The sequence below is a fragment of the Brachybacterium sp. Z12 genome (genome assembly GCF_014400405.1).
In the GTDB taxonomy this organism is placed as follows: Bacteria; Actinomycetota; Actinomycetes; order Actinomycetales; family Dermabacteraceae; genus Brachybacterium.
Map to the genome: position 1 here is coordinate 2101160 of NZ_CP060496.1, position 25622 is coordinate 2126781.

Genomic DNA, 25622 nt, shown 5'->3' on the forward strand with positions numbered 1-25622 from the left:
GCGCTGGGGGCGTCGAGGGCGACGATGCTGTGGGCGCGTCGGGTCACGCCGCGGGAGCGCAGCAGCGAGAAGCCGTCCACGTCGAGGCGCTGCAGCGGCTGCCAGCCGGCGATCAGCGTCTCGAGCAGGCGGCTCCCGTGAAGCGGGCGGAGGGTCGGGGTCGAGGCGGAGCCTCTCGAGCGTCGAGTCACCCTCCGAGCCTACCGAGGCCGCAGGGAGGCAGGTGCCGCCCACTGGCCGTTCCTCGCTAGACTTCGCTCTCCACCGGACCACGAAGGGACCTCGACATGTCCGTCGACCCGAACATCGATTACCACGCCCATGATCCTGAGGACGGAGAGGAGCGCTCCGACGACCCCGTGCTCCGCGAGGCCCAGGAGCTCGAGGCGAAGATGCGCCGCGCGCTGGCCACGAAGGACGATCCGCTGCGGGACGGCGAGTCGACCTCGGAGCGGCTGCGCAGGCTCGAGCGGGAGAGTTCCGCGTCCTCGCCGAGCACCCCCGAGGACTGAGCACAGCACCACATAGCCGGCCGATGGCTCGTTCGTCATGCGGGCTTGCCACACTGGGGGCATGAGCGCCGGCATCGAGACCCCTGATCCGCCCGTCCCCTCCTCGCTGCGCGAGGAGGCCCGAGACGCGCTGCGGGCACTGACCGGCCGCGAGGACGCCGACTTCCACGACGGCCAGTTCGAGGCGATCTCCGCCCTGGTCGAGGACCGGCGACGGGTGCTCGTGGTCCAGCGCACCGGCTGGGGCAAATCCGCGGTGTACTTCCTGTCGGCCCTGCTTCAGCGTCGCCGAGGCGCGGGCCCGGCGCTGATCGTCTCCCCGCTGATCGCGCTGATGCGCGACCAGGTGGCGGCGGCGCGGCGCGCCGGGGTGCGGGCGGAGGCGATCAGCTCTGCGAACCCCACCGAGTGGTCCGATATCGAGCAGGCGCTCGCCTCCGATCAGCTGGACGTGCTGCTGGTCTCCCCGAGCGCCTGGTCAATCCGCGGTTCCGGGAGGAGCAGCTGCCGCGCTGGTGGCTCGCTGCGGGCTGCTGGTGATCGACGAGGCGCACTGCATCTCCGACTGGGGCCACGATTTCCGCCCCGACTACCGCCGGTTGCGGGACCTGGTGGCGGAGCTCGGCCCCGAGGTGCCGGTCCTCGCCACCACCGCCACCGCCAACTCCCGTGTGGTCGCCGATGTGGCAGAACAGCTCGGCGTCCAGGCACCGGAGGGCGGCGGTGCGGACGCCGGGGTGCTCACCCTGCGCGGCTCGCTGACCCGTGCCTCGCTGCGCCTGGGCTCGCTGTCCCTCTCCGACGACCGTGCGCGCCTGGCCTACCTCGTGGAGCATCTCGACCAGCTCCCGGGCTCAGGCATCATCTACACCCTCACGGTCTCCGCCGCGGAAGACCTCGCGGACCTGCTGGACAGGCCTGATCGGCCGGTGCGCGCCTATACCGGCCGCACCGATGCCGAGGAACGGGCCGAGCTCGAGCAGGCGCTGAAGGACAACCGTGTCAAGGCGCTCGCGGCCACCAGCGCACTCGGCATGGGCTTCGACAAGCCGGATCTGGGGTTCGTGGTCCATCTCGGCGCGCCCAGCTCGCCCGTCGCCTACTACCAGCAGGTGGGGCGTGCGGGCCGCGCCACCGATACCGCGGACGTGCTGCTGCTGCCGGGCCGTGAGGACCGCGCTATCTGGGAGTACTTCGCGACCGCCTCGATGCCCTCGCAGGAGAGCGCCAGCAGTGTGCTCGCAGCCCTGGCGGAGGCGGATCGCCCCCTGAGCACCGCCGCGCTCGAGGCACGGGTGGACGTGCGGCGCACTGCGCTCGATCTGCTGCTGAAGGTCCTCGCGGTGGATGGGGCGGTGCAGAACGTCAAGGGCGGCTGGGTCACCACCGGCATGCCGTGGACGTATGACGCCCCGCGCTACGAGCACGTGGCACGGGCCCGGCGCGAGGAGCAGCAGGCGATGCTCGAATACGAGCGGCTGCAGCCGGGAGATCCGCAGCAGTGCCGGATGCTGTTCCTCGCCCGCCAGCTCGATGACGACACCGCCACGCCCTGCGGGCGCTGCGATGTGTGCGCCGAGCCCTGGTACCCGCTGCCGGCCTCCGGACAGGAGGGCGGCGCCGACGCCGCGGAGACCTCCCGCGCGGCCGTCTCGAGGGTGCTGGACCGGGTGGGCGTGCCCGTCGATGCCCGCAAGCAGTGGCCCCAGGGGCTGGACCGCCTGGGGATCACCACCGCATCCGGCTCTCCGCTGCGGGGCAACATCCCGCTCGGCGAGCGGGTCGAGGAGGGCCGGGCGATGGCGCGCATCTCCGATCTCGGATGGGCGATGCAGCTGCGCGAGCTCCTCGCCGTCGACGCGGAGGGCCACCGGCTCGATGCCTCCCTCACCCCGGCGATCGCACAGCGGGTGATCGAGGTGCTGGGCGAATGGGGCTGGGCTCAGCGGCCTGCCGCCGTGCTCGCGATCGGCTCGACCACCCGCCCGCAGCTGGTGCGCGACCTGGCCGCGGGCATCGCCCGAGTGGGCAGGATGCAGGACCTCGGCGAGCTCGCCCTGGCCCCGGACGCCGCTCCCCTGCACGGTGCCCGCAACAGCGCCTTCCGGATCGCGTCGCTGTGGGACCGCTTCGTGCTCACCGAGGAGCTGGCCCAGGCGATCACCGCGCTCGACGGCGCACCGATCCTGCTGGTCGACGACGAGATCGACACCCGGTGGACGATGACCCTGGCCGGGCGCATGCTGCGCCGGGCCGGTTCCGGTCCCGTGCTGCCGCTCGCGCTCGCGCTGAAGGGGTGAGCGCTCCGACGCGACCGGTGGGGATCAGCCCGGGTCCGCCTCGGTGTCGGGGGCGGGCTCCTCGGCGCTGACCGCTTCGGCGCCGCCCTCGAGCAGGGCCACGAAGCCGGCCTCGTCGAGGATCCGCAGCCCGAGGTCACGGGCCTTGGTCTCCTTCGTGCCGGCGTTCTCCCCACCACCACGAAGTCCGTCTTCTTCGAGACGGAGCCGGAGGCCTTCCCGCCGCGGGAGATGATCGCCTCCTTGGCACCGTCGCGGCTGAAGCCCTCGAGCCCGCCGGTGACGACCACGGTGAGGCCCTCGAGGGTCTTCACGAACCCTTCGGCGACCTCGTCGGCCATCCGCACGCCCGAGCGGGCCCAGCCGTCGACCAGCTCGCAGTGCCACTGCACGGCGAACCATTCCACGACGGCCTCGGCGATGATCTCGCCCACCCCGTCGGTGTCCGAGAGCTGCTCGACGCTCGCCTCGCGGATCGCGTCCATCGAGCCATAGGCCGTTGCGAGGGACCGCGCCGCCGCGGGCCCCACGTGACGGATCGACAGCGCCACCAGCACCCTCCACAGCGGCTGGTCCTTCGCCTTCTCCAGCTCGGACATCAGCATCTCGGTGGACTTCAGCACCGTCGAGGGCTTCTGCTGCTTCCAGACCGCCTCGCGCTTGTAGTGGCGGAACTGGGGTCGTGACCAGAAGGCGGGCTGGATGCGCCAGTCCCCCGTCGGCTCCCCGTCGCGCCGCTCCGGCTGCCAGACGAACACCTCGCGCAGCGCCTCGGGGGTGAGATCGAACAGGTCTGCGCCGGTGGTGATCACCCCGCGCTGCGGGGCCGGGAGCAGCGGATCGTCCACGTCAGTGATCCGCAGCAGCGGCACCCCGTCGGTGCCCTCTGTGACCTCGCCGTTCTTCACCACCGCGAAGCGGTCCTCCTCGGTGTCCGAGGCGTCACGGATCGGCAGGTGCACCGCGTGGCCCTCGGCGAGCGCGGCCAGGGCCTCGCCGCGGCGCTTGTCGGGGTCGGTGAGCGCGATCGCGCTCTCCTCCCCGAGCGATTCGATGTCGAAGGCGCCACGGGCGCCGGCATGCTCGACCCGGCCGGCGACCTGGGCGGGGCAGTCCTTCTGATTGGGGCAGCGCCAGTCCTTGTCACCCTCCTTCTCGGGACGGATCTCGGTGCCGCAGGCCGGGCAGGCGGTGGGCATCACGAAGGGACGCTCGGTGCCGTCGCGGAGCGACTCCACCGGGCCGAGGATCTCGGGGATCACGTCCCCGGCCTTGCGCAGGATGATGGTGTCGCCGATCAGCACCCCTTGCGCTCCACGTCGAACTGGTTGTGCAGAGTGGCCTTCTCCACGGTGGAGCCTGCCACCGTCACCGGTTCCATCACGCCGAACGGGGTGACGCGCCCGGTGCGGCCCACCTGGACCTGGATGTCGAGCAGCTTGGTGGTGACCTCTTCGGGCGGGAACTTCACCGCGACCGCCCAGCGCGGTGCGCGGGAGGTGGAGCCCAGTGCCCTCTGCTGGGCGAACGTGTCGATCTTGACGACGATCCCGTCGATCTCATGCTCGACGTCATGACGGTGCTCGCCGTGGTGCTCGACGTACTCCACCACCTCGTCTATCGAGCGGGCGACGCGCATGTGGTCGCTCGTGGGCAGGCCCCAGGAGGCGAGCAGCTCGTACATCTCGCTCTGGGATCCCACCGGCGGATCGGGCCAGGCGCCGAGCCCGTGCACCGTCAGCCTCAGCATCGACAGGCGGGCCTCGCCCGCCTCGCGCTCGAGGCCCTCCTTCTTCTCCAGCTGCTGGCGCAGACCCCCGGCCGCGGTGTTGCGAGGGTTCGCGAAGGTCGGGAAGCGGCGCGTCGCGGCGAGCATCTCGCGGTCCTCGTCGAAGGCGCGGCGCCCGCTCGCCTGCCGCGACTCCCAGCGCAGGCGCGACTCCTCGACCACACGCTCGCGCAGCTGGACCTGGAGGTCGTTCAGGCGGGTGAAGTCCGCTGTGGGCATGAACACTTCGCCGCGCACCTCGACCAGCGGCGGATGGCCGCTGCCGGACAGGCTCTGCGGGATCCCCTCGATGGCCAGGGCGTTGACGGTGACGTCCTCGCCGGTGCGCCCGTCCCCGCGGGTCGCGGCGGTGACGAGCTCGCCGTGCTCGTAGCGGAGGTTGATCGCAAGCCCGTCGATCTTCAGCTCGGTGAGGTAGCGGGCCTCGCCGCCGAGCTCGGCAGCGGCATGCGCGCACCATTCGCGCAGCTCCTCGGTCGAGAAGACGTTGTCCAGGCTCTGCATCCGCTCGGCGTGGTCGATCGTGGGCAGTCCTGCAGCGAGCGCCCCTCCCACGGTGCGGGTGGGAGAGTCCTCGGCGGCGAGCTGGGGGTTCTCCTCCTCGAGCTGCCGCAGCTCCTTCTCGAGCCCGTCGTACTCGGCATCGGCCATGGTCGGCGCGTCGTGCTCGTAATAGTCGACGCGCGCCTGCTCGATCTGAGCGGTGAGCTCGGCGATGCGCTGCTGCGCGGTCTCATCGGCGGTGCGGGGGTCCTGCTCGTTCTTGGTCACCAGGACATTGTTGCGCACACCCGCGACACCTCACAGGCCGCCTTCACACCTGTCGGCCTGCGCCGTCTTGTTCAGTCGACCAATCGCTCGGCCCAGGAGGGGGCGATGCGCAGCAGGGCCTCGAGCGCCGACTCGTCGAGCAGCGTCGAGGCCGACGGCTGCGCGGAGGGGTCCACGAGCCCGCTGTGGACGGCGTGGGAGGCGCCGGTGTGGGCGATGACAGCCACTCCCGCAGCCTCCGCGTCGCTGTGGCCGAGGCGCCGCCAGGACTCGAACATCATCTCCAGCTCGGGGCCAAGCAGCCCTCCGGGGCGGGGGTCGACGACGAGCTCGAAGACGCAGCCCTGGTCGGTGGCCTCGGCGATGCCTTCCCAGAGCACCCTGCCCTGGGGGCTGGTCAGCGGAGGAAGGCGGCGCGGCGAGATCGCCATCCGGCGCGCACCGGCGTCGCGTGCGGCGCGCAGCAGCTCGATGTCCGCTCCCACGCCGAGGGTCACCGAGTCCGCGCCGAGCCCGAAGTCCTCGAGCGCGACGAAGAGGGAGCGCCAGAGCACCCCGATCTCGGGGGCGGGGATCGGTGCGTAGCGGCGCCGCCCGGACGGGGTGGGGATGCGTCCCTCATGCACGGCGGCCACCGCGTCCTCGCGCAGCAGCAGCACGTGCAGCTGTGCTCCCGGGACCCGGTCCTGCAGGGTCTCGAGATGGCCGACCAGCCCCTCGGCCAGCAGCATCGGCAGATCACGCACTGCGCCGGGGTCGCCCAGGGTGCGCTCCCCCGACTGCAGGAACGTCGCTCCGGCGAGGGTGGCCGGCCCCAGCGCCGTGGTCATCAGCGCCCCCTCGTAGCCCAGCATCGCGATCCGTGCCGCATCCAGCATCCGCTCGCGCAGCTCCCGGGCGTGCTGCCAGGCGAGTCCGGTGCCGGTGCCCAGGCGCCAGCCGTAGCTGACGAGGTCCCCGGTGGTCTCGGCGAGCAGGGCGAGGGTGGACGGCAGGAGATGGTCGGTCTCGTCGAGGCCGAGGGCCGAGGGCAGGTAGAGCCGGGTGGCGATCTGCTCCTCGAGGTCGTCGCCGAGCAGTGCGCGCAGGCGCAACAGCGCGGCCAGGTGCGGATCGTCCGGGAGATGGAGCGCGAGGGCCTCCTGCGGCGTGGGCGCGCGGAAGGTGCCGTCTCCGGTGAGGGTGACCAGTGGCTTCATGAGCGGCGCTCCAGGGTGGCGGCGGCGAGGACCCTGTCCTCGTCGTAGAGGACGAGGGTCTGCCCGGGGGCGACGCCGCGGATCGGGGTGCTGAGCTCGACTCGCAGGCTGGCGCCGGCGGAGGAATCCTCGGCGCCGGCGGTGGCGGGGACCTCGAGGATCGTCGCCGGGGTCGCCTCGCCGTGGGCACGGATCTGGGCATGGACCTCGCGCCCCGCCTCGAGCGGTTCGAAGGAGATGACATCGGTGGCGCGCAGCTCGCGGGTGGACAGCAGCTCGCCGGCCCCGATCACGACCTGGCGGGAGGAGGGATCGATGTCCACGACGTAGCGCGGGGCGCCGTCGGGCGCGGGATGCTGGATGCCCAGCCCCTTGCGCTGGCCGATGGTGAAGCCGTGGGTGCCGCGATGGGTGCCCAGGACGGTGCCGCTGTCGTCGAGGATCTCGCCGGGCGCCTCGCCCAGGTTGCGCTCGAGGAAGCCGCGGGTGTCCCCGTCGGCCACGAAGCAGATGTCATAGCTGTCAGGCTTGGTGGAGACGCCGAGACCGCGGGCCCTCGCTTCGGCACGCACCTCATCCTTGGTCGCGTACTCCCCCAGCGGGAACAGCGAGCGGCCCACGGCCTCGGGCCCCATGACGGCCAGCACATAGGACTGGTCCTTCGCCATGTTGAGGGAGCGGTGCAGGGAGGGGGCGCCGCCCGGTCCGTCGGTGCGGATGGTCGCGTAGTGGCCGGTGCACACGGCGTCGAAGCCCAGCGCGGTCGCGCGCTCCAGGAGCGAGGCGAACTTGATCCGCTCATTGCAGCGCACGCAGGGGTTCGGGGTGCGGCCGGCGGCGTACTCGGACAGGAAGTCCTCGACCACCAGGTCATGGAAGTCATCGGAGAGGTCCCAGACGTAGTACGGGATGCCGATGCGGTCCGCCGCGCGACGGGCGTCGGAGGCATCCTCGACCGTGCAGCAGCCCCGAGAGCCGGTCCGGGTCTGGTCCCGGTTCTTGGACAGCGCCATATGCACGCCCACCACCTCGTGGCCCGCGTCGACGGCCCGCGCCGCGGCGACAGCGGAGTCGACCCCGCCACTCATCGCTGCCAGCACCTTCACCACGTCCGCCTTTCGCTCGTCCGGATGTTGCTCTTCCGGCTGTCCAGTGTACGGAGCGGGGCTCCCCCGCCGGGGTGGTGCGATACGTGATCTGCGACCCGCCTCCGCAGCTCCCGGGGAGGGCACCTCGGAGGCGTCCTGGTTACGATCGCGGCATGGATCACCCCGGCCTCGACGATCATCAGCAGGCGCTGCTCGCGCAGTGGGCACCTCACGCCGCGCTCGTCCATGACCACAGCTGGGGGCTGGTGCAGACGACGGTGCTCGAGCTCGAGGACCCGGAACGCGGCACGGTCATTCTCAAGGCCGGCGGGCCCGCGGACCATCATCTGGCGCGGAGCTGCGTGCGCATCGTGAGTGGCTCCGGCCCTGGGTGCGCACCGGGCATGCCCCGCAGCTGCTCGCCGCCGACGAGGAGGCGAAGCTGCTGATGACCCGGTTCCTCCCGGGGCAGCTGGTGGAGGGCCACCGCGCGCAGGACGATCCGGACACCTACCGGCAGGCCGGAGCGCTGCTCGCCCGCTTCCATGCGCAGCACACGGAGACCTCGACGGAGTGGGGCACCCGCCTCGCGCAGCGGGCGCTGGACTGGCTGGACCGTCCCCACCGGATCGATGCCCCGTCCGCAGCCGCGCTGCGAGCCGAGATCAGCACGTGGCCCCGCAGCGGTGAGGTGACCCTGGTGCCGAACCACGGGGACTGGCAGCCCCGCAACTGGCTGATCGACGAGGGCACCGTGCGAGTGATCGACTTCGGCAGGGCGGATCTGCGGCCCGCGGCCGAGGACTTCGCCAGACTGGCCCGGCAGGACTTCGCCCGCGATCCCGCGCTCGAACACGCGTTCCTGCAGGGATACGGGCACGATCCGCGCGAGGCGGGGCTGTGGCGGCGCACGCTCGTGGTCGAGGCGATCGGCACGGCAGCCTGGGCGCATGGCGTGGGCGACGAGCCCTTCGAACGGGTGGGGCTGCGGCAGATCGCGCAGCTGGTCGGCTGAGCCCTGCCGCCCGCTGCGCGGTGATCAGCCGAAGAGCGCACCGACCGCGCGGGCCCTCTCGAGCGATTCGGGCAGTGCCGCGAGCAGGAGGTCGATGTCCCGTTCGGTGCTGGTCCAGCCCAGGGACAGGCGCAGCGCCCCGCGCGCCTGCTGATCGCTGACGCCCATCGCCGCGAGCACCGGGCTGGCCTGCGTCACCCCGGCCGAGCAGGCGGAGCCCGCCGCGGAGTCCACCCCACGTTCGTCCAGCAGGAACAGCAGGGAATCAGAATCGGCGCCGGGGAAGATCACGTGCACGATGTGCCCGGACTGCGGGGCATCCTCGGGCAGGGTGAAGCGGGCGTCGGGATCGATGGCGCTGATGCCGGCCCGGAGCCGGGACGCGAGCGCCCGCAGCCGCAGGGACTGCTCCTCGCGCTCCGCGAGGGTCTCCTGCAGTGCGGCCGCATAGGCCGCGGTGTGCGCCGCATCCAGGGTTCCGGAGCGCACCCCTCGCTGCTGTCCCCCACCGGTGCTGGTCACGGCGAAGGGCACCTCGGGCTTGGCCACGAGCACTCCCACTCCCACCGGGGCACCGATCTTGTGTCCCGACAGCGACATCAGGTCCACGTCCTCCCAGGACGGCAGGGGCACGTGCCCCACCCCTGCACCGCGTCGGTATGGACCAGCGTGCCGTGGGGTCGGGCGGCTGCGCCGAGGGCGGCCAGATCCTGGACGGCGCCGGTCTCGTTGTTGACCAGCGCGGCGCTGACCACGCTGACGCCGCCATCGGCGAGCGCTTCGGCCACCCCTCGGGGCGCAGCACGCCGACGGGGTCCACCGGCAGCTCGCGGGCATCGATCGCAGGGGAGCCGGAGGCGAGGGAACGGGCGGTGGCGATGACCGCCGGATGGTCCGTCGCAGCGACTGCGACCGCGGTGCGCGCAGGGTCATTGGCGTGCACGCCCAGTGCCACGGAGCGCAGGGCGAGGTTGTCCGCCTCGGTGCCTCCCGAGGTAATGATCAGCCAGGAGCGGCGGACACCGAGGAGCGAGGCGATCTGCTCGAGGGCCTCGTCGAGCACCCCACGTGCCCGTCGGCCCGAGGAGTGGACCGAGGAGGGGTTGCCCCGCACTGCCGCGGCCTCGAGGAAGGCGTCCCGTGCCGCGGGCCGCAGCACCGTGGTCGCGGCGTGATCGAGGTAGGCGCGCTCGCCCTCGTGGAGGCTCACCAGGGCTTCACCGGGTCCTGCTCCGAGCCGCCCTCGTCCTCTCCTTCGCCGCCCTGGGAGTCACGGTTGCGCTCCTCGAGCTCGTCGTCCTTCTGGTCGTTCTCGGAGTTGCCGTCGGTCGGCGCCTCCTCGTCGGGGCCATCGCCCTCGGGGTCCTCCCGGGTGGGGTCCCCGGGATCCTGCTGGCCGGGGGTCCCGCCCTGCTCGTCGCCGTCCGTGCCTCCGCGCTCGTCCGGATCGTTCCCGGCCTCTTCGTCGGCCTCGCGGCGCTTCTCCTCGATCCGCTCGCCGTTGTCCTCGGTGGTCTCGGAGTCCTCGTTCCCGGCGCCTCCGCCGCCCTCACCCTCGCCCTCGCCGCCGCCTCCGCCGCCTGCGCAGGGCGCGAGCAGCTCCTCGGCCTCGAAGAGGCGATCGGCCCGCTGCTGCGGGTCCTCGAGCAGCTCGGCCTGGCGCTCGATCGAGATCGCGAGGTTGTTGATGATCTTGCACTGGGCGTGCATCGGCGAGTTCAGGTCGCTGTGGTCGTTCCATTCGTCCAGGGCGGTGCGCAGCTCCGCCTCGGCCGCGGAGTCCTCTCCCTGCTGCAGCAGGGCGGTGCCCTTGGACAGGTGCGGGAGGTAGGGCTCGAACCAGTTGGCGAACTCCACCGGTTCCAGGCGTTCGATCGCCGTGGGGTAGTTCTCGTCCTCGTAGGCGCTGAGGTGGGTGACCTGCGCGATCGGCATCGACACGAACTTCACCATCAGCAGCGCGAGCGCGATCAGCACCGGGGAGAGGATCGCGAACACGATGATCCGGGTCAGTCGCAGTCGGCGCACGTTCAGGCCGAAGTCCTTGGCGCTGCCGCGCTCGTCCTGCGCGAGCGCTGGCGTCTCGGCTGAGGCGCCCGAGCCCGCGGCAGGGCGTCCCTGGGGCTGTCCTGTGCTCATCTCTGCGCTCCTGAGATGTCGTAGCGGTCGAGCTTGCGCGGCAGGCGGTAGGTCATCTCGCCGAGCTCCCAGATCAGCAGTGCGGCCAGCGGGATCGCGGCCACCCAGTACCAGTCCTCGAAACTCGCCACCCCCGCCGCGACTCGATCGGGATGGGCCGGAGGTCGATGCCCTCCATAGTGCCCTCGATCGGGGCCTCCGGGTCGTCGCGGTGGAGGTAGGGCACGCCCATCTCCCCGCGATGGTCTCGAGCTGCTGCTCGTCGATGCTCGAGATGCCCTGCTGGCCGTCGGGACCGGTGATGTATTCGCCGTCGTCCTCGCCGCCTTGCGCCTTCATCGGACCACCCTCGGCGGTGCCGTAGCCCAGCACCGCTCCGCCATCGATGAATCCGGAGGCCTGGCTGAAGGACTCCGACTCCTGCTCGTCGGTGTTCTCGCCGTCGGAGAGGAAGTACACCAGGACGCTCGAGTCCGGGTCCTCGCTGCGGGCCTCGGAGATCTCCACGAGCAGCGAGGTCAGCGCGCGATCCACGTTCGACCCCTTCGAATAGGAGGTGGGCTCCGTGGCCAGGGTGTCGATCCAGGCGTGCGCGGCCCCGGCGTCGGTGGTCAGCGGCAGCTGCTTCGTGGCGGTGGAGTCGAAGCCGATGACCGAGTAGCGCGCACCCTCGGTCATCCCCATCACCTGTTCCATGTCCGCCTTCACGCCGTCCAGCCGCGGCTGCTCGCCCGCGTAGTCCTCGGCGTTCATCGACCCGGTGCGGTCCACCACGAAGAACACGTTCGCGTTCATGCGCTGGGTCTGCTCGCCCTCGATCGGGGTGACCGGCCGCAGGGCGACCACCAGCAGCAGCAGGACCATCAGAAGCCGGCGCACCCAGGCCATCCGCTGCCGCGGGCGCAGGATCAGCAGCACCGCGCACAGGATCAGCATGGCGCCGAACAGCGGGATCGTGGCCCACAGCGGGATCAGATGCTCGAAGTACATCAGCGTGCCCTCCATCCGAGCACCAGGATGCCCAGCAGCGACAGGAAGGTCAGCACGAAGCCCACCGTCGGATGGTCGGTGCGGACTACGGTCGGGGTCGCGCCCAGCAGCTCCGCCTGCGATTTCTGGATCTGGTTGATGATCGAGGGGATCGCCTCGGGGTCCGAGGACTCGTACAGCTCGCCGTCCTGGTCCTCGGTGGCGGTCTGGAGCTCCTCGAAGCAGCGGGGACCGCACTCGTAGGCCCCGGGATAGAAGGTGTACAGGTCGATGTCGCGCGCGGCGACCCTCTCGGTCGCCTCTTCGAGGGTGAAGATCGGCTCACCGTTGACCTCGTTGTCCGTCGCGAAGACGATCGAGCGCGAACGGTCCTTCTCCGCCTGGTCGAAGACCTGCGCGCAGGAGGCGAGGCCATCGGGGACGATCGAGGCCTCGTCGGCGATGCCGCGGGTGCCGTCGACGAAATCCACGTACTGCCGCACCTTGTCATCGGAGTAGTCCTGGGTGCCCAGCCGGTACCCGAACTCGTCGAAGTCGATCGCCTCGGACGCTGACTCGAGCTCACGCTTGATCAGGTCGTAGTCGTTCGTCAGCGGGAACACGGTGCGGCTGGTCGAGTTGAAGATCGACAGCGCCACCCGTTCCCCCTCGAAGCCGTCCACCAGCTCGGCGAAGGTCGCGAGGATCTCGGTGTCGTACTCGTACATCGAGCCGGAGACGTCCAGGCACAGCACGATGTCGCGCGAGGAGAACTCCGGCGTCTCGATCCGCTCGCTCGCGATCCGCCCGGAGAGCACCGAGGCGGCGATCACGGCGAGCACCGCGATGCCCACCTGCAGCACCCGGACGATGCGGGCGGTGCGCTGAGCTCGTACGAAGCTGGGGATCCGTTCCATGTACTGGGAGTTCGCCACCAGCACGGGGGCCCGCCGCATCGCGCGACGATTCCAGAAGGTGATCGCCCAGACCGCGAGCGCGGCCAGCAGGAGCAGCCCGGTGACCCACCAGAAGATCATGACCATGAACGGATCACCTCCCTCGCCCGGCGCACGGAATCGCGCAGGTCGCGGTCCGAGGACATGGCGAAATCGGGTTCGTACAGATCGGCGATCAGCTCGCCCACGGCGCGGGTGCGCTGATCCGCCAGCAGGGTCGCGAGGTCCTGGCTGGTCACGTCGTGCCCAGTGGTGCGGCGCACGAAGCGCCGCATCACGCCGGTGAGCTCATGATGGCCCTCGCGAGCTCCGAGCTCCTCGGCCTCGTGGCGGTCGGCGATGTCGTTCACAGCTCGCAGGAACTCCGCCTTGAGCGTCTCGACGTCATCGGGGCGACGACGATAGGCGATGCGCTTCTCGATCGCCCGGGTGATCTTCAGGGTCCCCACGATCAGCGCCGTGATCACCACCAGGCACAGCAGCGCCAGGATCACCCAGGCGATCGAGTACTGGGGCGGGGCGATGATCTCGGGGGTGCGGGCTCGGCCAGCAGCGCCCCGGCGAGCAGCTCAGGAACGGGCATGGCGGTACTCCCTCGACCGCAGGAGCGCGATCATGTCGTCCACCACGGTGCTCTCCCCTGGGTGAGCATGTGGCTGATGTGCAGGCGGTCCAGCATCTCGTCGATGCCGTCCCGGCGTGCCTGCCGGTAGGCCGCGACGTCGTGCGCGACACGTCGTGAGGTGCGCGCCATGGAGGCGATCTCGCGGGGAGACCCCACGTCCACCACGTCGTGGTCCAGGGCGGAGCCCTGCAGCGGATCGGCATCGGCGATGCGGATCACCATCAGGTCATGCCGTGTCTTCAGGCGCCGCAGCAGCGTGAAGTCCTCGACGGTCGGGTGGGCCTCGTCGGTGATGATCGTCATCAGGGTGGAGTGGGTGGTGACGCGGAAGGCCCGTTCGAGCAGCCATGAGCTGTCCGCCGCGGGGGCCGCGGTGGTGGCGGCCTGCTGCGCCGTGCGCAGCATCAGCTCGAGATGGCCATCGCTCGAGCGGGAGGGAAGCTGGATGGGACGGCCCTCGCTCCCGGCCACCATGCCCACCATGTCGCCGTTCTTCTGGGCGAGGAAGCACACCATCCCCGCAGCGATGATCATTGCGTCGCGCTTGGAGGTGCCGTCGGCGGCGGTGGCCGCCATCGCGGAGGAGGTGTCCGCGACGATCGAAAGATGCCGGACCCGCTCCTCGTTGAACTGCCGGATCAGGGGCTCGCCGGAACGGGGGTGGCCTTCCAGTCGATGTCGGAGATCTTGTCCCCGGGCTGGTAGTACTTCAGGTCGTCGAAGTCCTCGCCGCTGCCCTTGAACAGCGAGCGTCCCCGGCCCTGGATGAGACCTCGCGCACGGTTCGAGGTGTGCAGATCCACCCGCGCCTTGACGCGGGTCAGCAGAGAGGTCGCCATCAGGTCCCGCCCTCCTCAGTCGTCGCTGCCGCTCAGGGCATCGGCACGGCGTGGAACACCGCGTCGATGATCTGTTCGGGCTTGATGCCGCTGGCCAGCGCGTCGAACGTGAGCACGAGGCGATGGCGCAGCACGCCGTGCCGCATGGCTCGCACATCATCGGGGGTGACGTAGTCGCGGCCGTCGAGCAGGGCGTGCGCCTGCCCCACCCGCATCAGGGCGAGCGAGCCGCGGGGGCTGGCCCCGACCCGCACCGACTGCGTGAGGTTCGGGACCGGTCGCGGCCCCGAGCCGCGGGTGGTGAAGATCAGGTCGATGATGTAGCGCTTGACCGCCGGATCGACGTAGACCTGATCCACCATCTGCTGCAGGAAGCGGACGTCCTCCAAGGTCACGGTGCCCACCGCCTCGCGCGGGCCGGTGAGGCTCCCCGCCGTGGAGCGGTCGAGGATCTCGTGCTCTTCCGCCGGGCGCGGGTAGGTCAGGATCTCCTTCATCAGGAAGCGGTCCATCTGCGCCTCGGGGAGGACATAGGTGCCCTCCTCCTCGATCGGGTTCTGGGTGGCGAGGACCATGAACGGCTCCGGCAGGCGGTAGACCTCGCCGCCGATGGACGTCTGGCGCTCCTGCATGGCCTCGAGCATCGCGGACTGCGTCTTGGCGCTCGAGCGGTTGATCTCGTCCAGCAGCACCACGTTGGCGTGCACCGGGCCCAGCTGGGTGGTGAAGGTGCCCGAACCGTAGTTGAAGATCTGGGTGCCGATGATGTCGTTGGGCATCAGATCCGGCGTGCACTGGATGCGCGCGAACGAGCCGGTGATCGACGAGGCGAGCGCACTGGCCGCGGTGGTCTTCGCGAGCCCGGGCACGGACTCCAGCAGCACGTGCCCTCCGGCGGCGAGCGCGGTCAGCAGGGTCATGCGGAGGTTCTCCTGGCCGACCACGCGGGACTGGAAGACACCGGAGATGGTGGAGATGAGCGCGCTGGCGCGCTCGAGCTCGCTGCGAGGGATCGCGGCGCTCGCCGGCGCAAACCCACCGGGGCCGCGCGAAGGGGCTCCAGAAGGAGCTCCCGCTGGGCGGCCGGGGCCCGACGCGGACGGGGCCGGCTGCCCCGACGGCGGTGCGGGCACGGTGGGCCGTCCCTGGCTCCCGGGCGGCTGGCTGGGTGGATTGCTCATGCGCTGGGGCTCCCCGTCATGCGTTCGACTCGTGCGGCGTGTGCTTCTGATGCTTCATGGGCTCGGCCCCGCCCTCCGCCCCTCCCCGAGGTGGCCGGAGGCCTGACCGGCCGTGGCCGTGCTTGTGAACCTGCGGTCGCCGAGGGCGGATCCGGGATCACCTCGCCGATCCTAGCGGCACCTATCGCCCCCGGGTGGCTTCCGGTCCCTCAGCGGACGGCGGTGATGGGAGGATGCTCGGGTGCTAGCAGACCGTTTCGACCGTGCGACGCCCCCTGTCGCCCCCACCTCCCCGGTCTCGTGGTGGACGCTCAGGGCCGCGGGACCTTCGCCGTCGCCGCTCCTCGCGCCGGATCGGTGGACCTCTGCATCCGGCGAGGCACGACCGAGCATCGCCAGCGCCTGCGCCATTTCGACGGAGGGCTGCGCTGGGACCATGTCAGCGGGATGACGGCCGGCACGCAGTACGGGCTGCGGGTGGACGGGCCCTGGGACCCCTCCGCCGGCCTGTTCTGCAATCCTCGCAAGCTGCTGCTGGACCCGTGGGCCCGAGGCATCTCGCACTCCTCCTCGCTGCTGAGCTCGTTCTTCCCCTTCGAAGTCGATGCCATGCTCGACCGGGTCGGTGACCACGCGATCCGCAGCGAGGTGGACAGCGGCGATGCGGCGATCTGGTCCGTGGTGGTCTCGGACGCCTTCGACTGGCAGGACGATCTGCGCCCCATGGTGGACTGGGACTCCACCGTGCTGTACGAGCTGCACGTCAAGGGCTTCACCCAGCTGCACCCGGAGCTGCCTCCCGAACAGCGAGGCACCTATGCCGGGCTCGGCCATCCGGCGGTCACCGGCTACCTCCGCAGCCTCGGGGTGACCAGCGTCGAGCTGCTGCCGATCCATGCAGCGATGGATGAGCCCCATCTGACCCGGCTGGGGCTGACCAACTACTGGGGCTACTCGAGCCTGTCGTTCTTCGCCCCGGATCCCTCGCTCGCCACTGCGGCTGCGCAGCACGCGGGCGCCCAGGCGGTCGTCGACGAGGTCAAGACCATGGTGCGCAGCCTCCACGCCGCAGGCTTCGAGGTCATCCTCGACGTGGTCTACAACCACACCGCCGAGGGCGGCGCCGACGGTCCCGCACTGTCTCTGCGCGGCCTGGACAACCGCGAGTACTACTGGACCGATCACGGCACCTTCTTCGACGTCACCGGCACCGGCGGCACGCTGGATCCCCGCTCGCGCCACGTGATGGACCTGATCCTGGCCTCGCTGCGCTACTGGGTGCAGGAGGTCCACGTGGACGGCTTCCGCTTCGACCTCGCCGCCACGCTGGGCAGGGATGACCGCGGCTTCAGCCCCGACCATCCGCTGCTGCGCGCGATCCTCACCGACCCGGTGCTGCGCGGGGTCAAGCTCATCGCGGAGCCCTGGGATGTGGGCACCGGCGGATGGCAGACCGGCAACTTCCCCGCCCCATTCACGGAGTGGAACGACGCCTTCCGCGACGACGTGCGCGCCTTCTGGCTCTCCGACCGGGCGGTGCGCGAACGCACGGGCAACGACGCGATCGGCGGGGTCCGCGACCTCGCGACCCGCCTCGCCGGCTCCTCCGATCTGCTCACCGGGCAGGATCCTCCTGAGCTCCCGGCGGGGCGAAGCCTGCGCTCACCGTGGGCCTCGGTCAACTACGTCACCGCGCACGACGGCTTCACCCTGCGGGACCTGACCGTCTACGAGAACAAGCGCAACCAGGCCAACGGCGAGGACAACCGCGACGGCACCTCCGACAACCGCTCCTTCCACCACGGGCACGAGGGCGAGCTCGAGCCGGGCGACGAGCACGCGGGGCGCATCGAGCAGGCACGACGACGCACCGCACGCAGCATCCTGGCCACCCTGCTGCTGGCCTCGGGCACCCCGATGCTCACCGCGGGCGACGAGCGCGGCCGCAGCCAGCAGGGGAACAACAACGCCTACTGCCAGGACAACGAGATCTCCTGGATGGATTGGCGCCGGACCCGGCGCGCCGATCAGCTGCGCGAGACCGTCACCCGTCTGCTGCAGCTGCGGGGCGAGCATCCGCAGCTGCGCACCCCGCACTTCCTGCGCCCCGCCGATCCTGCGGCGCTCGATGCCGGGCAGGTCGCCTGGTTCGGGGCCGAGGGGCGAGAGCTGGCGCATGAGGACTGGATGGACCCCTCCCAGCATCTGCTGGCGATGCTGCGCCCGGCGATCCCGGGCAGGACGGGCTCGGAGCATCTGCTGGTGATCCTCTCGACCGAGGCCGAGGAGATCCGTGTCCAGCTCCCGGGTGCGCCCTGGCCGCAGGGCACCGCACGGCTGCTGCTGGACACCTCCCTGGAATCGCCGGAGGATCTGCCCGCCGGCCCGCTCGTCGACCGCTCAGTCCCGGTGGCGCCCGGCAGCGTGGTGGTCCTCGGCATCACCCCCGATGGAGCAGGGGGCCCGACGGAACGGCTATCGTGAGGACCGTCACCACGTCCGTCGCAGAGCACCTCGTCCCGCGCGAGCGCTCAGGCAGGAGAGGCCATGTCCGAGACCACTGACCGCACGGGGCTGAGGGCCGGGATCGGCCGCATCCCGATCATGGCGGTGCAGCCCGTCGTCGACGGCGGGAGGTTCCCCGCACGCTGCGTCGAAGGCGAGACGGTGACGGTCAGCGCCAACGCCTTCCGCGAGGGGCACGATCTGATGGGCGTGCAGCTGGTGCTGATCGCGCCCGACGGCACCGAGCAGCGGCAGGCCCTGGATCTCGTCGAGCCCGGTCTGGACCGCTGGGAGACCACCATCCGTCCCGAGCGGACCGGACGCTGGAGCTTCCGGATCGAGGCGTTCTCCACCCCCTACGACACCTGGGCTCACGTCGCCGAGGTGAAGATCCCCGCCGGGATCGACTCCGAGCTGGTCTGCGCCGAAGGCGCCCCTCGTGCTCGAGCGGGTGCTCGCCGAGATCGAAGACGGCTCCCGCCCCGCCGCCGACGGGCCCGTGGTCCGCGCCGCCCTGGCGAGCCTGCGCTCCCCGGGCTTCCCGTCGCCTCCCGCATCGCGCCCGCGCTCGCAGCAGATCTGCGAGGCATCCTCACAGAGCGCCCGCTGCGCGAGGGCGTGACCGTCTCCGGCCCGTACCGGCTCGTCGTGGAGCGGCAACGTGCGCTGTACGGCTCCTGGTACGAGTTCTTCCCCCGCTCCGAGGGTGCTGCCTTCGACCCCGAGCACGGCTGGACCTCCGGCACTTTCCGCACCGCCGCCCGGTCCCTGGACCGGATCGCTGCGATGGGGTTCGACGTCGCCTACCTCACGCCGATCCATCCGATCGGCTCGACCTTCCGCAAGGGCCGCAACAACAGCCTGGACCCGCAGCCCGGCGATCCCGGCTCCCCTATGCGATCGGCGCGGCGGAGGGAGGCCATGACGCGATCCATCCCGAGCTGGGCACGATGGAGGACTTCGATGCCTTCGTGGCCCGCGCGAAGGAGCTCGACCTCGAGGTCGCGATGGACCTCGCGCTGCAGTGCTCGCCGGACCATCCGTGGGTGAAGGAGCATCCCGAGTGGTTCGTGGTGCAGGCCGACGGCACCATCGCCTACGCGGAGAATCCCCCGAAGAAGTACCAGGACATCTACCCGCTGAGCTTCGACACCGACTACGAGGGCTTGTACGCGGCGGTCCGCGACATGCTCGAGCTGTGGGTCGCGCACGGCGTGACGCTGTTCCGGGTCGACAACCCCCACACCAAGCCGGTGCGGTTCTGGGAGGAGCTGCTGGCCGAGTTCGCCGAGAAGCACCCCGAGGTGATCTTCCTGGCGGAGGCCTTCACCCGGCCCACGATGATGCACACCCTGGGCAAGATCGGCTACCACCAGAGCTACACCTACTTCACCTGGCGCGAGAGCGCGGCGGAGCTGCGGGAGTATCTGGAGGAGCTCGTCGAAGCCGCGCCGTACATGCGGCCGAGCTTCTGGCCCACCACGCACGACATCCTCACGCCCTATATGAGCTCGGGCGGCCGCAACGCCTTCGTGCTGCGGGCGATACTCGCCGCCACCCTGGTCCCCACCTGGGGCATCTACAACGGCTACGAGCTGGTCGAGGACGTCCCGCGCCCCGGGGCGCAGGAGCAGATCGACAACGAGAAGTACGAGTTCAAGCCTCGTGACCACGCCGGGGCGCTCGCCCGGGGCGAGAGCCTCGAACCGCTGCTGGGGACCCTGAACCGGATCCGTCGCGAGCATCCCGCGCTGCAGACCCTCACCACGATCCGCTTCCACGAGGCCGAGGACGAGCAGGTGCTGGTCTTCTCCAAACATCTCGACGCCGCCGCGAGCGGCACCGGGGCCCCGGACACCGTGCTGGTGGTCTCGCTGACCGCGCACGACCGCGGCGCCTCGACCACCCTGCACCTGGATCTCGATGCGCTCGGCGTGGGCGAGTCCTTCGAGGTCGAGGATCTGCTGACCGGCGAACGGTTCCGCTGGGACCGCGATCCCTACGTGATCCTCAGCGCGGTCGACAGGCCCGCACACATCCTGCGCATCATCCACCCCGAGGAGACCTGAGATGACCAAGACTCCCGACCGTGCCGCGACCCCCTCCACGACCGGAGCCGCCCCCGGCCGCGGTGCCGCCAGACCTGCGAGCCCGGTGATGCCTCTGGGAGAGCATGAGCTCGGCGCCACCGCGACGGGCAGCTACCACGAGCCCCACTCGGTGCTCGGTGCCCATGAGTACGAGGGCGCGACCACGGTGCGCACCCTGAAGCCTCTCGCGCACGAGGTCTCCGTGCTCCTGCCCGACGGCAGCACGCACGCCATGGAGCACGAGCACGACGGCATCTGGGTGGTCTCGCTGCCGCAGGCCGAGCTCCCCGCCCATCGCCTCCGTGTGACCTGGACGGAGGGTGCTGAGCCGGTCGAGCTCGAGGAGCCCTACCGCTTCCTGCCCACGATCGGCGAGCTGGATCTGCACCTCATCCGGGAGGGAAGGCACGAGGAGCTGTGGCAGGCGCTGGGCTCGCATGTGCGCGTCCTCCGTGGTGAGAGCCAGGGAGCGGACGCGGTCGAGGGGACGTCCTTCGCCGTCTGGGCACCGAACGCCCGCGCCGTGCAGGTGATCGGCTCGTTCAACGGCTGGGACGGGCGCCTGCATGCCCTGCGCTCCCTGGGCTCCTCCGGGGTCTGGGAGGTCTTCGTCCCCGGGATCGGGGACGGCGAGACCTACAAGTACCGGATCCTCGGCGCCGACGGCGTCTGGCGGGACAAGGCCGATCCGATGGCGCGATTCGCCGAAGTACCGCCCGCCACCGGGTCCGTGATCACCACCAGCAGCTTCGAGTGGACGGACGATCACTGGCTGGCCGAGCGCGCAGCGAAGGACGCAGTGTCCTCCCGGATGTCGATCTACGAGGTGCACCTGGCCAGCTGGCGGCCGGGCCTGGGCTACCGCGAGCTGGCGACCGAGCTGACCGATTACGTGGGCGAGATGGGTTTCACCCATGTGGAGTTCATGCCGGTCGCAGAGCACCCATTCGGCGGTTCCTGGGGGTACCAGGTGACCGGCTACTACGCCCCCACCTCACGCCTGGGCACCCCGACGAGCTGCGCCACCTCATCGACACGCTCCACGGCGCCGGCATCGGCGTGATCCTGGACTGGGTGCCCGCTCACTTCCCGAAGGATGAGTGGGCGCTGGGGCGCTTCGACGGCACCCCGCTGTACGAGCACGCCGACCCGCGCCGCGGGGAGCACCCGGACTGGGGCACGTACATCTTCGACACCGGGCGGAACGAAGTACGCAACTTCCTGGTGGCCAACGCCTGCTACTGGCTCGAGGAGTTCCATGTCGACGGGCTGCGGGTCGATGCGGTCGCCTCGATGCTGTACCGCGACTACTCCCGCGAGGACGGGCAGTGGGTGCCCAATCACCACGGCGGTCGTGAGGACCTCGAGAACATCGCCTTCCTCCAGGAGACCACCGCGACGGCGTACAAGCGCGCCCCGGGCATCGTGATGATCGCGGAGGAATCCACCTCGTTCCCCGGGGTCACCCGTCCCACCGACACCGGTGGGCTGGGCTTCGGCTTCAAATGGAACATGGGGTGGATGCACGACACCCTCGAGTACCTCGGCGAGGACCCCGTGCACCGTCAGCACCACCACGGCGAGATGACGTTCTCGATGGTGTACCAGTACTCCGAGAACTTCATCCTCCCGCTGAGCCACGACGAGGTCGTGCACGGCAAGGGCTCCCTGCTGCGCAAGGCTCCCGGAGATGACTGGCAGCAGGCGGCGACGCTCCGCGCCTACCTCGCCTTCCAGTGGACCCATCCGGGCAAGCAGCTGGTGTTCATGGGCATCGAGTTCGCCCAGGGCACCGAGTGGGCGGAGCAGGCGGGGCTGCCCTGGTGGCTGCTGGAGTACCCCCTGCACCGCGGGGCCCAGCAGCTGGTGCGGGACCTCAACGCCCTCCAGGCGGAGTTCCCCGCGCTCTACCAGCGTGACCAGGACCCGGGTGGCTTCGAGTGGCTGATCGGGGACGACGCGGCACACAACTCGATGTCCTTCGCGCGGCGCGACGAGGCCGGCGACCCGGTGGTCGTGGTGCTGAACTTCTCGGCCCAGCCCTGGCATGAGTACCGGATCCCGCTGCCCGAAGGCGGTGCGTGGCTCGAGGTGCTCAACTCCGATGCGCCCGTGTACGGCGGCGGTGGCGTCGGCAACCTCGGCCGGGTGCACGCCGAGGCGCTGCCCCAGCACGGCCGGGAGCACTCGGTGAGGCTCTCGGTGCCGCCGCTGGGCGCGGTGGTGCTCGTCCCCGAGCGGCTGCGCGAAGGCTGAGCGCTCCTCCCCCGTCCGCGAACACATGAGCGCGCGGCGTCCGCAGGTGGACGCCGCGCGCTCATGCTCTGTCAGCGTGCGGAGGCGGGCATCGGCCCGGCCTGGTCGGAAGTCAGAACAGGTCTGAAGTCAGAACAGGAGATTCGCCAGGCGCTTGCGGGCCGGGGCGACGCGTGGGTCGGCCGGGCCGGCGACCTCGAAGAGGTCCAGCAGCCGTGCCCGCACCGCGTCCTTGGTCTCCTGGTCGGCGCCGCGCAGCAGGTCCAGGAGACGGGCGAAGGCGTCGTCGACGTGGCCGCCGAGCATGTCGAGGTCGGCGACCAACAGCTGGGCGTCGAGATCGTCGGGGCGCTGCGCGGCGGCATCACGGGAGGCGGCGAGCTCAGCATCCTGCGTGCGTCGCATGAGGTTCACGGTCGCCAGCCCCGCCTTCGCCTCGGCATCGGCGGGCGCCTCCTGCAGCTGCTTCTCGTACGCAGCGACGGCGGCATCGAGATCGCCCGTCTCGATCGCCGCGTACGCCTCGGCGATCAGCGGCGGCAGCGGCTCCTCGGGCGGAGCCTGCTGCTCGCCCTCACCGCCGACGACCTCCATGCCCTGCTGACGCGCCACCTCGAGCACCTGGGTGACGAGGCTCTCGATCTCGGCGTCGGGCAGGACGGACTGCACGATCGGCTGGATCTGCCCCTGGATCAGAAGCAGCAGGGTGGGCAGCTGCTGGACGCGCAGGGCGGTGGCGACCCGCTGCTGGGTGTCGGCGTCGACGATCGCGAGGCGGAGCGCCCCGCTCTGCGCGTCGACGGCGCGGCGCAGCGAGGCGAGGAACTGCTCGCCCTCGGTCACACGGGCGCTGGTGACCAGCAGCAGGGTGGGGACCTGCTGGGAGTCGGCGATCAGCTGCTCGAGGCCCTGCTCGGTGACGGCGACCTCGTGCGCGGACGGGGTGCCGGAGCCGACTGGGGCACCCGCGGCAGGACCGCCGGCGGGCTGCTTCAGGGCGGCCAGATCGATGATTCCGTACGGATCGGTCACAGGTGAACTCCTTCGATGACTGCGGGACGTGCTCAGTCTAAGGAGTCGGGCCGAGGATGCGCTGAGCCGGTCCTCACTCGCCGCTGGCGTCCAGCGCCGTCTGCGTGGCGCCGATCGGCTGGACCTGGCCCCCGACATCCTTCGCCGGGATGTAGAGCGCGATGTGCGTTCCGAAGGTGCGGACGTACTCGGAGGTGAACTCCTTCTTCCCGATCACCTTGGTGTACTTGTTGTCCTCCGCGTAGCGCGCATGGTGGCGCCGTCCTTGATGGAGACCTTGCGGCTGGAACGCAGCGTGGCCATCACGAGCGCACCGCCGTCGTCCGTGCGCAGACCGGCGAATTCGCTGTCGTCGACCGTGTAGGTCTCGCGCACAGTCGCGGCCTCATCCCACTCGACTCCCGCGTTGAGCTCCGTGCGCTCGGTCTGGATCCGCTCATGGGTGCCGGTCTGGAAGGGGTTCGGGGCGAGCAGATCGTCCGGATCGGAGGCGTCGCCATCGGTGAGCACCTTCGCGTACAGCGCGAGCGCCTCGGCGGGGGTCATCACCAGCCCGTCGCTCTCGACGGTCACCTGCTCCGCGCCGACGAGCTCGTGGGCGACCATCGGCATCTCGATGCCCACGGCCTGCTGCGCCCAGCCCCAGGACGTGTAGGGCGTCTTCGCATCGCTCTGCTGGAGGGCGAGGAAGTAAGGCACCCCGCCCTCGTCCACGGTGTCCTCGACCAGGGCGATCGCGTTGCGCGCGGGAACTCCTCGGAGACCGACGTCATGGAGACGATCAGCTCGGCTCCGGGGGTCTTGAGATCCTCCGCCCACTCCTCTGCCTTCTCGATCATCGCGTAGGCGGAGGTGCGGAATTCTGCGGCGGAGCCGCTCACGCGGGGAGAGCTTCTCCGCGTCGCGGGCTTCATCGGCCGCTGCGACAGCGGCGTTCACCTCGGGCACGATCGCGGAGAACTGCTCGGAGGTCTGCACAGGGGTCGGAGCGTCGAGCGCCTTGCCCTGCGGCGGGGCGGGCGGCGGCTCCGGCTCGGAGCTGCAGGCGGCGAGGACGCCGCTCGTGACGAGCGTGCCGGCTCCCAGGAGGAGCCCGCGGCGGCCGAGTGGTCCGCTCTTCATGATGGTGTCCTTCCGCGCCGCGCGGCGCAGGTCGTGGCGGGTCATCGGCGTTCCTCATCGTTCCCGAAGAGACGGACCGGTCCGCCCGCATCCTCATCGGGCTCGTCCTCGGGGGCGCTCTCCTGCTCGGCGCCGGCCTCGTGCGCCGTTCCCTCGTCGAGGGCGGGCTCCTCCGCGTCCGCTTCGGAGGCGGTCTGCTCGCCGAACGACCAGACGTTCTCCTCCCGCTCCGGCGGCCCGGCCGGGGTGGACAGTCCGTCGAGGTCGTCCTGGGCCGGAGCCGGCTCCTGCATGTCGGCGGCCGTGGCGCCCACGGGCTCGGCCCCGGTCTCGAGCTCGGTGTCGGTGTCGGTGTCGGTGACAGCGAAGGCGCCGGCCGGCTGGGGTGCGGGCTCGTGCTGGGCGTCCGTCTCCAGGCTGTCCTCGTCCTCGTCGTGTCGACGGCCGCCGAGGGAGACCACCAGCAGCACCAGCCCGATGACCGCGATCGCGGCACCGCCCGCATAGGCGAAGGGGACCCATTCGTTCTCGGCATCGACCGGCCAGGTGATCGAGATCGAGTCCGCACCGGGCTCGGTGCCGTCGGTGACGATCAGAATCGCGCGGTAGGGCTGGGCGTTGTCACCATGCTCCCCGCCCGGAACTCCGAGACGTCGAGACGGTAGGGGCTGGGCTGCGTCTCGACGGAGCGCCACAGGTCCGAAGAGGTGGGCGAGGCCAGCTCCTCAGCGCCATCGGGGTTGACCTCCTGCGTGCTGAGGGTGGTCCAGTCGCTGGCGCCGGTGATCCGGGTGTGCCGCACGTCCTCGAGGTAGGCGTCGATGTCACCGTTCGCCGCGGTGATCACGGAGACGTCGGAGGCGCCCTCGATGACGACCTCTCCCTCTTCAGCGCCCACGTAGAGCACTCCCGGGTCGATGACCACAGCGGAGCCGGGATCGGCGAGGTCGACCGCGGCCGTGGTCTCGGTCTCGGGAGCCCAGGTGGTCTCACCCAGGCGGCCCAGCACGAGTCCGATGACTCCGATCAGGACCAGCAGGACTGCCAGCGGTCGTTGCACGGTAGGAAGCTCCTTCAGGGGGCCCGGGCTCGACCCGGACGTGCGGACCTGCCCACGATACGAGCGACTCCGGTTCCAGAACAGTGCCGAGTGAGCATCTGCACCTGGGTAAAGCGCTTCTCATGAACGCCTCATCGTCCTCTCATCCCGCAGCCCGGGACAGCCCCAGCGGGC

General features: G+C 70.7%; 21 protein-coding genes and 4 pseudogenes. 8 read left to right on the plus strand and 17 right to left on the minus strand.

Going from position 1 to position 25622, the window contains the following annotated elements; translation table 11 throughout:
• Positions 1-287: 287 nt before the first annotated feature.
• Both H3H54_RS11125 and H3H54_RS11130 read left to right on the plus strand, forming a co-directional pair.
• On the plus strand, positions 288-512 hold the full coding sequence (locus tag H3H54_RS11125) for a hypothetical protein (protein WP_262423941.1): 225 nt from the start codon (positions 288-290) through the stop codon (positions 510-512).
• 61 nt (positions 513-573) lie between these two features.
• Positions 574-2812, plus strand: a pseudogene (locus H3H54_RS11130) (RecQ family ATP-dependent DNA helicase).
• 24 nt (positions 2813-2836) lie between these two features.
• On the opposite strand, the pseudogene H3H54_RS11135 reads toward H3H54_RS11130, so the two are convergent.
• From H3H54_RS11135 to mnmA, 3 genes and pseudogenes are all read right to left on the minus strand, one after another.
• Positions 2837-5372 (minus strand): annotated as a pseudogene (locus H3H54_RS11135) (NAD-dependent DNA ligase LigA).
• Positions 5373-5443: 71 nt separating this feature from the next.
• Positions 5444-6571 (minus strand): hypothetical protein, encoded by a 1128-nt coding sequence (locus tag H3H54_RS11140; RefSeq protein ID WP_262423942.1) that lies wholly within the window; start codon positions 6569-6571, stop codon positions 5444-5446.
• Complete coding sequence (gene mnmA, locus H3H54_RS11145) at positions 6568-7677, minus strand: tRNA 2-thiouridine(34) synthase MnmA (RefSeq protein ID WP_262426461.1); 1110 nt, start codon at positions 7675-7677, stop codon at positions 6568-6570. Before mnmA ends, H3H54_RS11140 begins: the two co-directional genes overlap by 4 nt.
• A gap of 155 nt (positions 7678-7832) precedes the next feature.
• Here mnmA and H3H54_RS11150 point away from each other — a divergent pair, with 155 nt between their 5' ends.
• On the plus strand, positions 7833-8108 hold the full coding sequence (locus tag H3H54_RS11150) for a hypothetical protein (RefSeq protein WP_262423943.1): 276 nt from the start codon (positions 7833-7835) through the stop codon (positions 8106-8108).
• Complete coding sequence (locus tag H3H54_RS11155; RefSeq protein ID WP_262423944.1) at positions 8051-8674, plus strand: aminoglycoside phosphotransferase family protein; 624 nt, start codon at positions 8051-8053, stop codon at positions 8672-8674. Before H3H54_RS11150 ends, H3H54_RS11155 begins: the two co-directional genes overlap by 58 nt.
• A gap of 24 nt (positions 8675-8698) precedes the next feature.
• Here the strand turns inward: H3H54_RS11155 and H3H54_RS11160 are convergent, their stop codons facing one another.
• From H3H54_RS11160 to H3H54_RS11200, 9 genes and pseudogenes are all read right to left on the minus strand, one after another.
• The gene (locus tag H3H54_RS11160) at positions 8699-9274 is read right to left on the minus strand and encodes an aminotransferase class V-fold PLP-dependent enzyme (protein WP_262423945.1); all 576 of its coding nucleotides are present in this window, start codon (positions 9272-9274) and stop codon (positions 8699-8701) included.
• Positions 9274-9462 carry an aminotransferase class V-fold PLP-dependent enzyme gene (locus H3H54_RS11165; protein ID WP_262423946.1) on the minus strand — a complete coding sequence of 63 codons (189 nt, stop codon included), beginning with the start codon at positions 9460-9462 and terminating at the stop codon, positions 9274-9276. Before H3H54_RS11165 ends, H3H54_RS11160 begins: the two co-directional genes overlap by 1 nt.
• A 71-nt stretch (positions 9463-9533) precedes the next feature.
• A pseudogene (locus H3H54_RS11170) lies at positions 9534-9884 on the minus strand (aminotransferase class V-fold PLP-dependent enzyme); the annotation flags it as partial.
• On the minus strand, positions 9881-11818 hold the full coding sequence (locus H3H54_RS11175) for a VWA domain-containing protein (RefSeq protein WP_262423947.1): 1938 nt from the start codon (positions 11816-11818) through the stop codon (positions 9881-9883). The gene H3H54_RS11175 and the pseudogene H3H54_RS11170, both read right to left, overlap by 4 nt.
• Complete coding sequence (locus H3H54_RS11180) at positions 11803-12825, minus strand: VWA domain-containing protein (protein ID WP_262423948.1); 1023 nt, start codon at positions 12823-12825, stop codon at positions 11803-11805. Before H3H54_RS11180 ends, H3H54_RS11175 begins: the two co-directional genes overlap by 16 nt.
• Positions 12816-13232 carry a hypothetical protein gene (locus H3H54_RS11185; protein ID WP_262423949.1) on the minus strand — a complete coding sequence of 139 codons (417 nt, stop codon included), beginning with the start codon at positions 13230-13232 and terminating at the stop codon, positions 12816-12818. The genes H3H54_RS11180 and H3H54_RS11185 overlap by 10 nt, the downstream gene beginning before the upstream one ends.
• Positions 13233-13351: 119 nt before the next feature.
• Positions 13352-14035, minus strand: a complete 684-nt coding sequence (locus H3H54_RS11190) for a DUF58 domain-containing protein (protein WP_395963759.1) — start codon at positions 14033-14035, stop codon at positions 13352-13354.
• Positions 14002-14202 carry a DUF58 domain-containing protein gene (locus tag H3H54_RS11195; protein ID WP_262423951.1) on the minus strand — a complete coding sequence of 67 codons (201 nt, stop codon included), beginning with the start codon at positions 14200-14202 and terminating at the stop codon, positions 14002-14004. Before H3H54_RS11195 ends, H3H54_RS11190 begins: the two co-directional genes overlap by 34 nt.
• Before the next feature lie 32 nt (positions 14203-14234).
• Positions 14235-15383, minus strand: a complete 1149-nt coding sequence (locus H3H54_RS11200; RefSeq protein WP_262423952.1) for a MoxR family ATPase — start codon at positions 15381-15383, stop codon at positions 14235-14237.
• A 303-nt stretch (positions 15384-15686) separates the two neighbouring features.
• Here H3H54_RS11200 and glgX point away from each other — a divergent pair, with 303 nt between their 5' ends.
• The 4 genes and pseudogenes from glgX to glgB all read left to right on the plus strand — a co-directional run bounded on the left by glgX (position 15687) and on the right by glgB (position 22234).
• Positions 15687-17867, plus strand: a complete 2181-nt coding sequence (gene glgX, locus H3H54_RS11205; RefSeq protein WP_262423953.1) for a glycogen debranching protein GlgX — start codon at positions 15687-15689, stop codon at positions 17865-17867.
• 63 nt (positions 17868-17930) lie between these two features.
• Positions 17931-18938 carry a maltotransferase domain-containing protein gene (locus H3H54_RS11210; RefSeq protein ID WP_262423954.1) on the plus strand — a complete coding sequence of 336 codons (1008 nt, stop codon included), beginning with the start codon at positions 17931-17933 and terminating at the stop codon, positions 18936-18938.
• Positions 18839-19957, plus strand: coding sequence for a hypothetical protein (locus H3H54_RS11215; RefSeq protein WP_262423955.1), 1119 nt, complete (start codon positions 18839-18841; stop codon positions 19955-19957). Before H3H54_RS11210 ends, H3H54_RS11215 begins: the two co-directional genes overlap by 100 nt.
• Positions 19958-20045: 88 nt before the next feature.
• Positions 20046-22234 (plus strand): annotated as a pseudogene (gene glgB, locus H3H54_RS11220) (1,4-alpha-glucan branching protein GlgB).
• Positions 22235-22363: 129 nt separating this feature from the next.
• Here the strand turns inward: glgB and H3H54_RS11225 are convergent.
• The 5 genes from H3H54_RS11225 to H3H54_RS11245 all read right to left on the minus strand — a co-directional run bounded on the left by H3H54_RS11225 (position 22364) and on the right by H3H54_RS11245 (position 25448).
• Positions 22364-23266 (minus strand): co-chaperone YbbN, encoded by a 903-nt coding sequence (locus H3H54_RS11225; protein ID WP_262423956.1) that lies wholly within the window; start codon positions 23264-23266, stop codon positions 22364-22366.
• A gap of 73 nt (positions 23267-23339) precedes the next feature.
• Positions 23340-23483, minus strand: coding sequence for a hypothetical protein (locus tag H3H54_RS11230; RefSeq protein WP_262423957.1), 144 nt, complete (start codon positions 23481-23483; stop codon positions 23340-23342).
• The gene (locus tag H3H54_RS11235; RefSeq protein WP_262423958.1) at positions 23480-24433 is read right to left on the minus strand and encodes a hypothetical protein; all 954 of its coding nucleotides are present in this window, start codon (positions 24431-24433) and stop codon (positions 23480-23482) included. The genes H3H54_RS11230 and H3H54_RS11235 overlap by 4 nt, the downstream gene beginning before the upstream one ends.
• A complete protein-coding gene (locus H3H54_RS11240; RefSeq protein ID WP_262423959.1) occupies positions 24430-25083 on the minus strand; it encodes a hypothetical protein in 654 nt (217 codons plus the stop codon). The genes H3H54_RS11235 and H3H54_RS11240 overlap by 4 nt, the downstream gene beginning before the upstream one ends.
• A complete protein-coding gene (locus H3H54_RS11245; protein ID WP_262423960.1) occupies positions 24981-25448 on the minus strand; it encodes a hypothetical protein in 468 nt (155 codons plus the stop codon). Before H3H54_RS11245 ends, H3H54_RS11240 begins: the two co-directional genes overlap by 103 nt.
• Between the last annotated feature and the right edge of the window lie 174 nt (positions 25449-25622).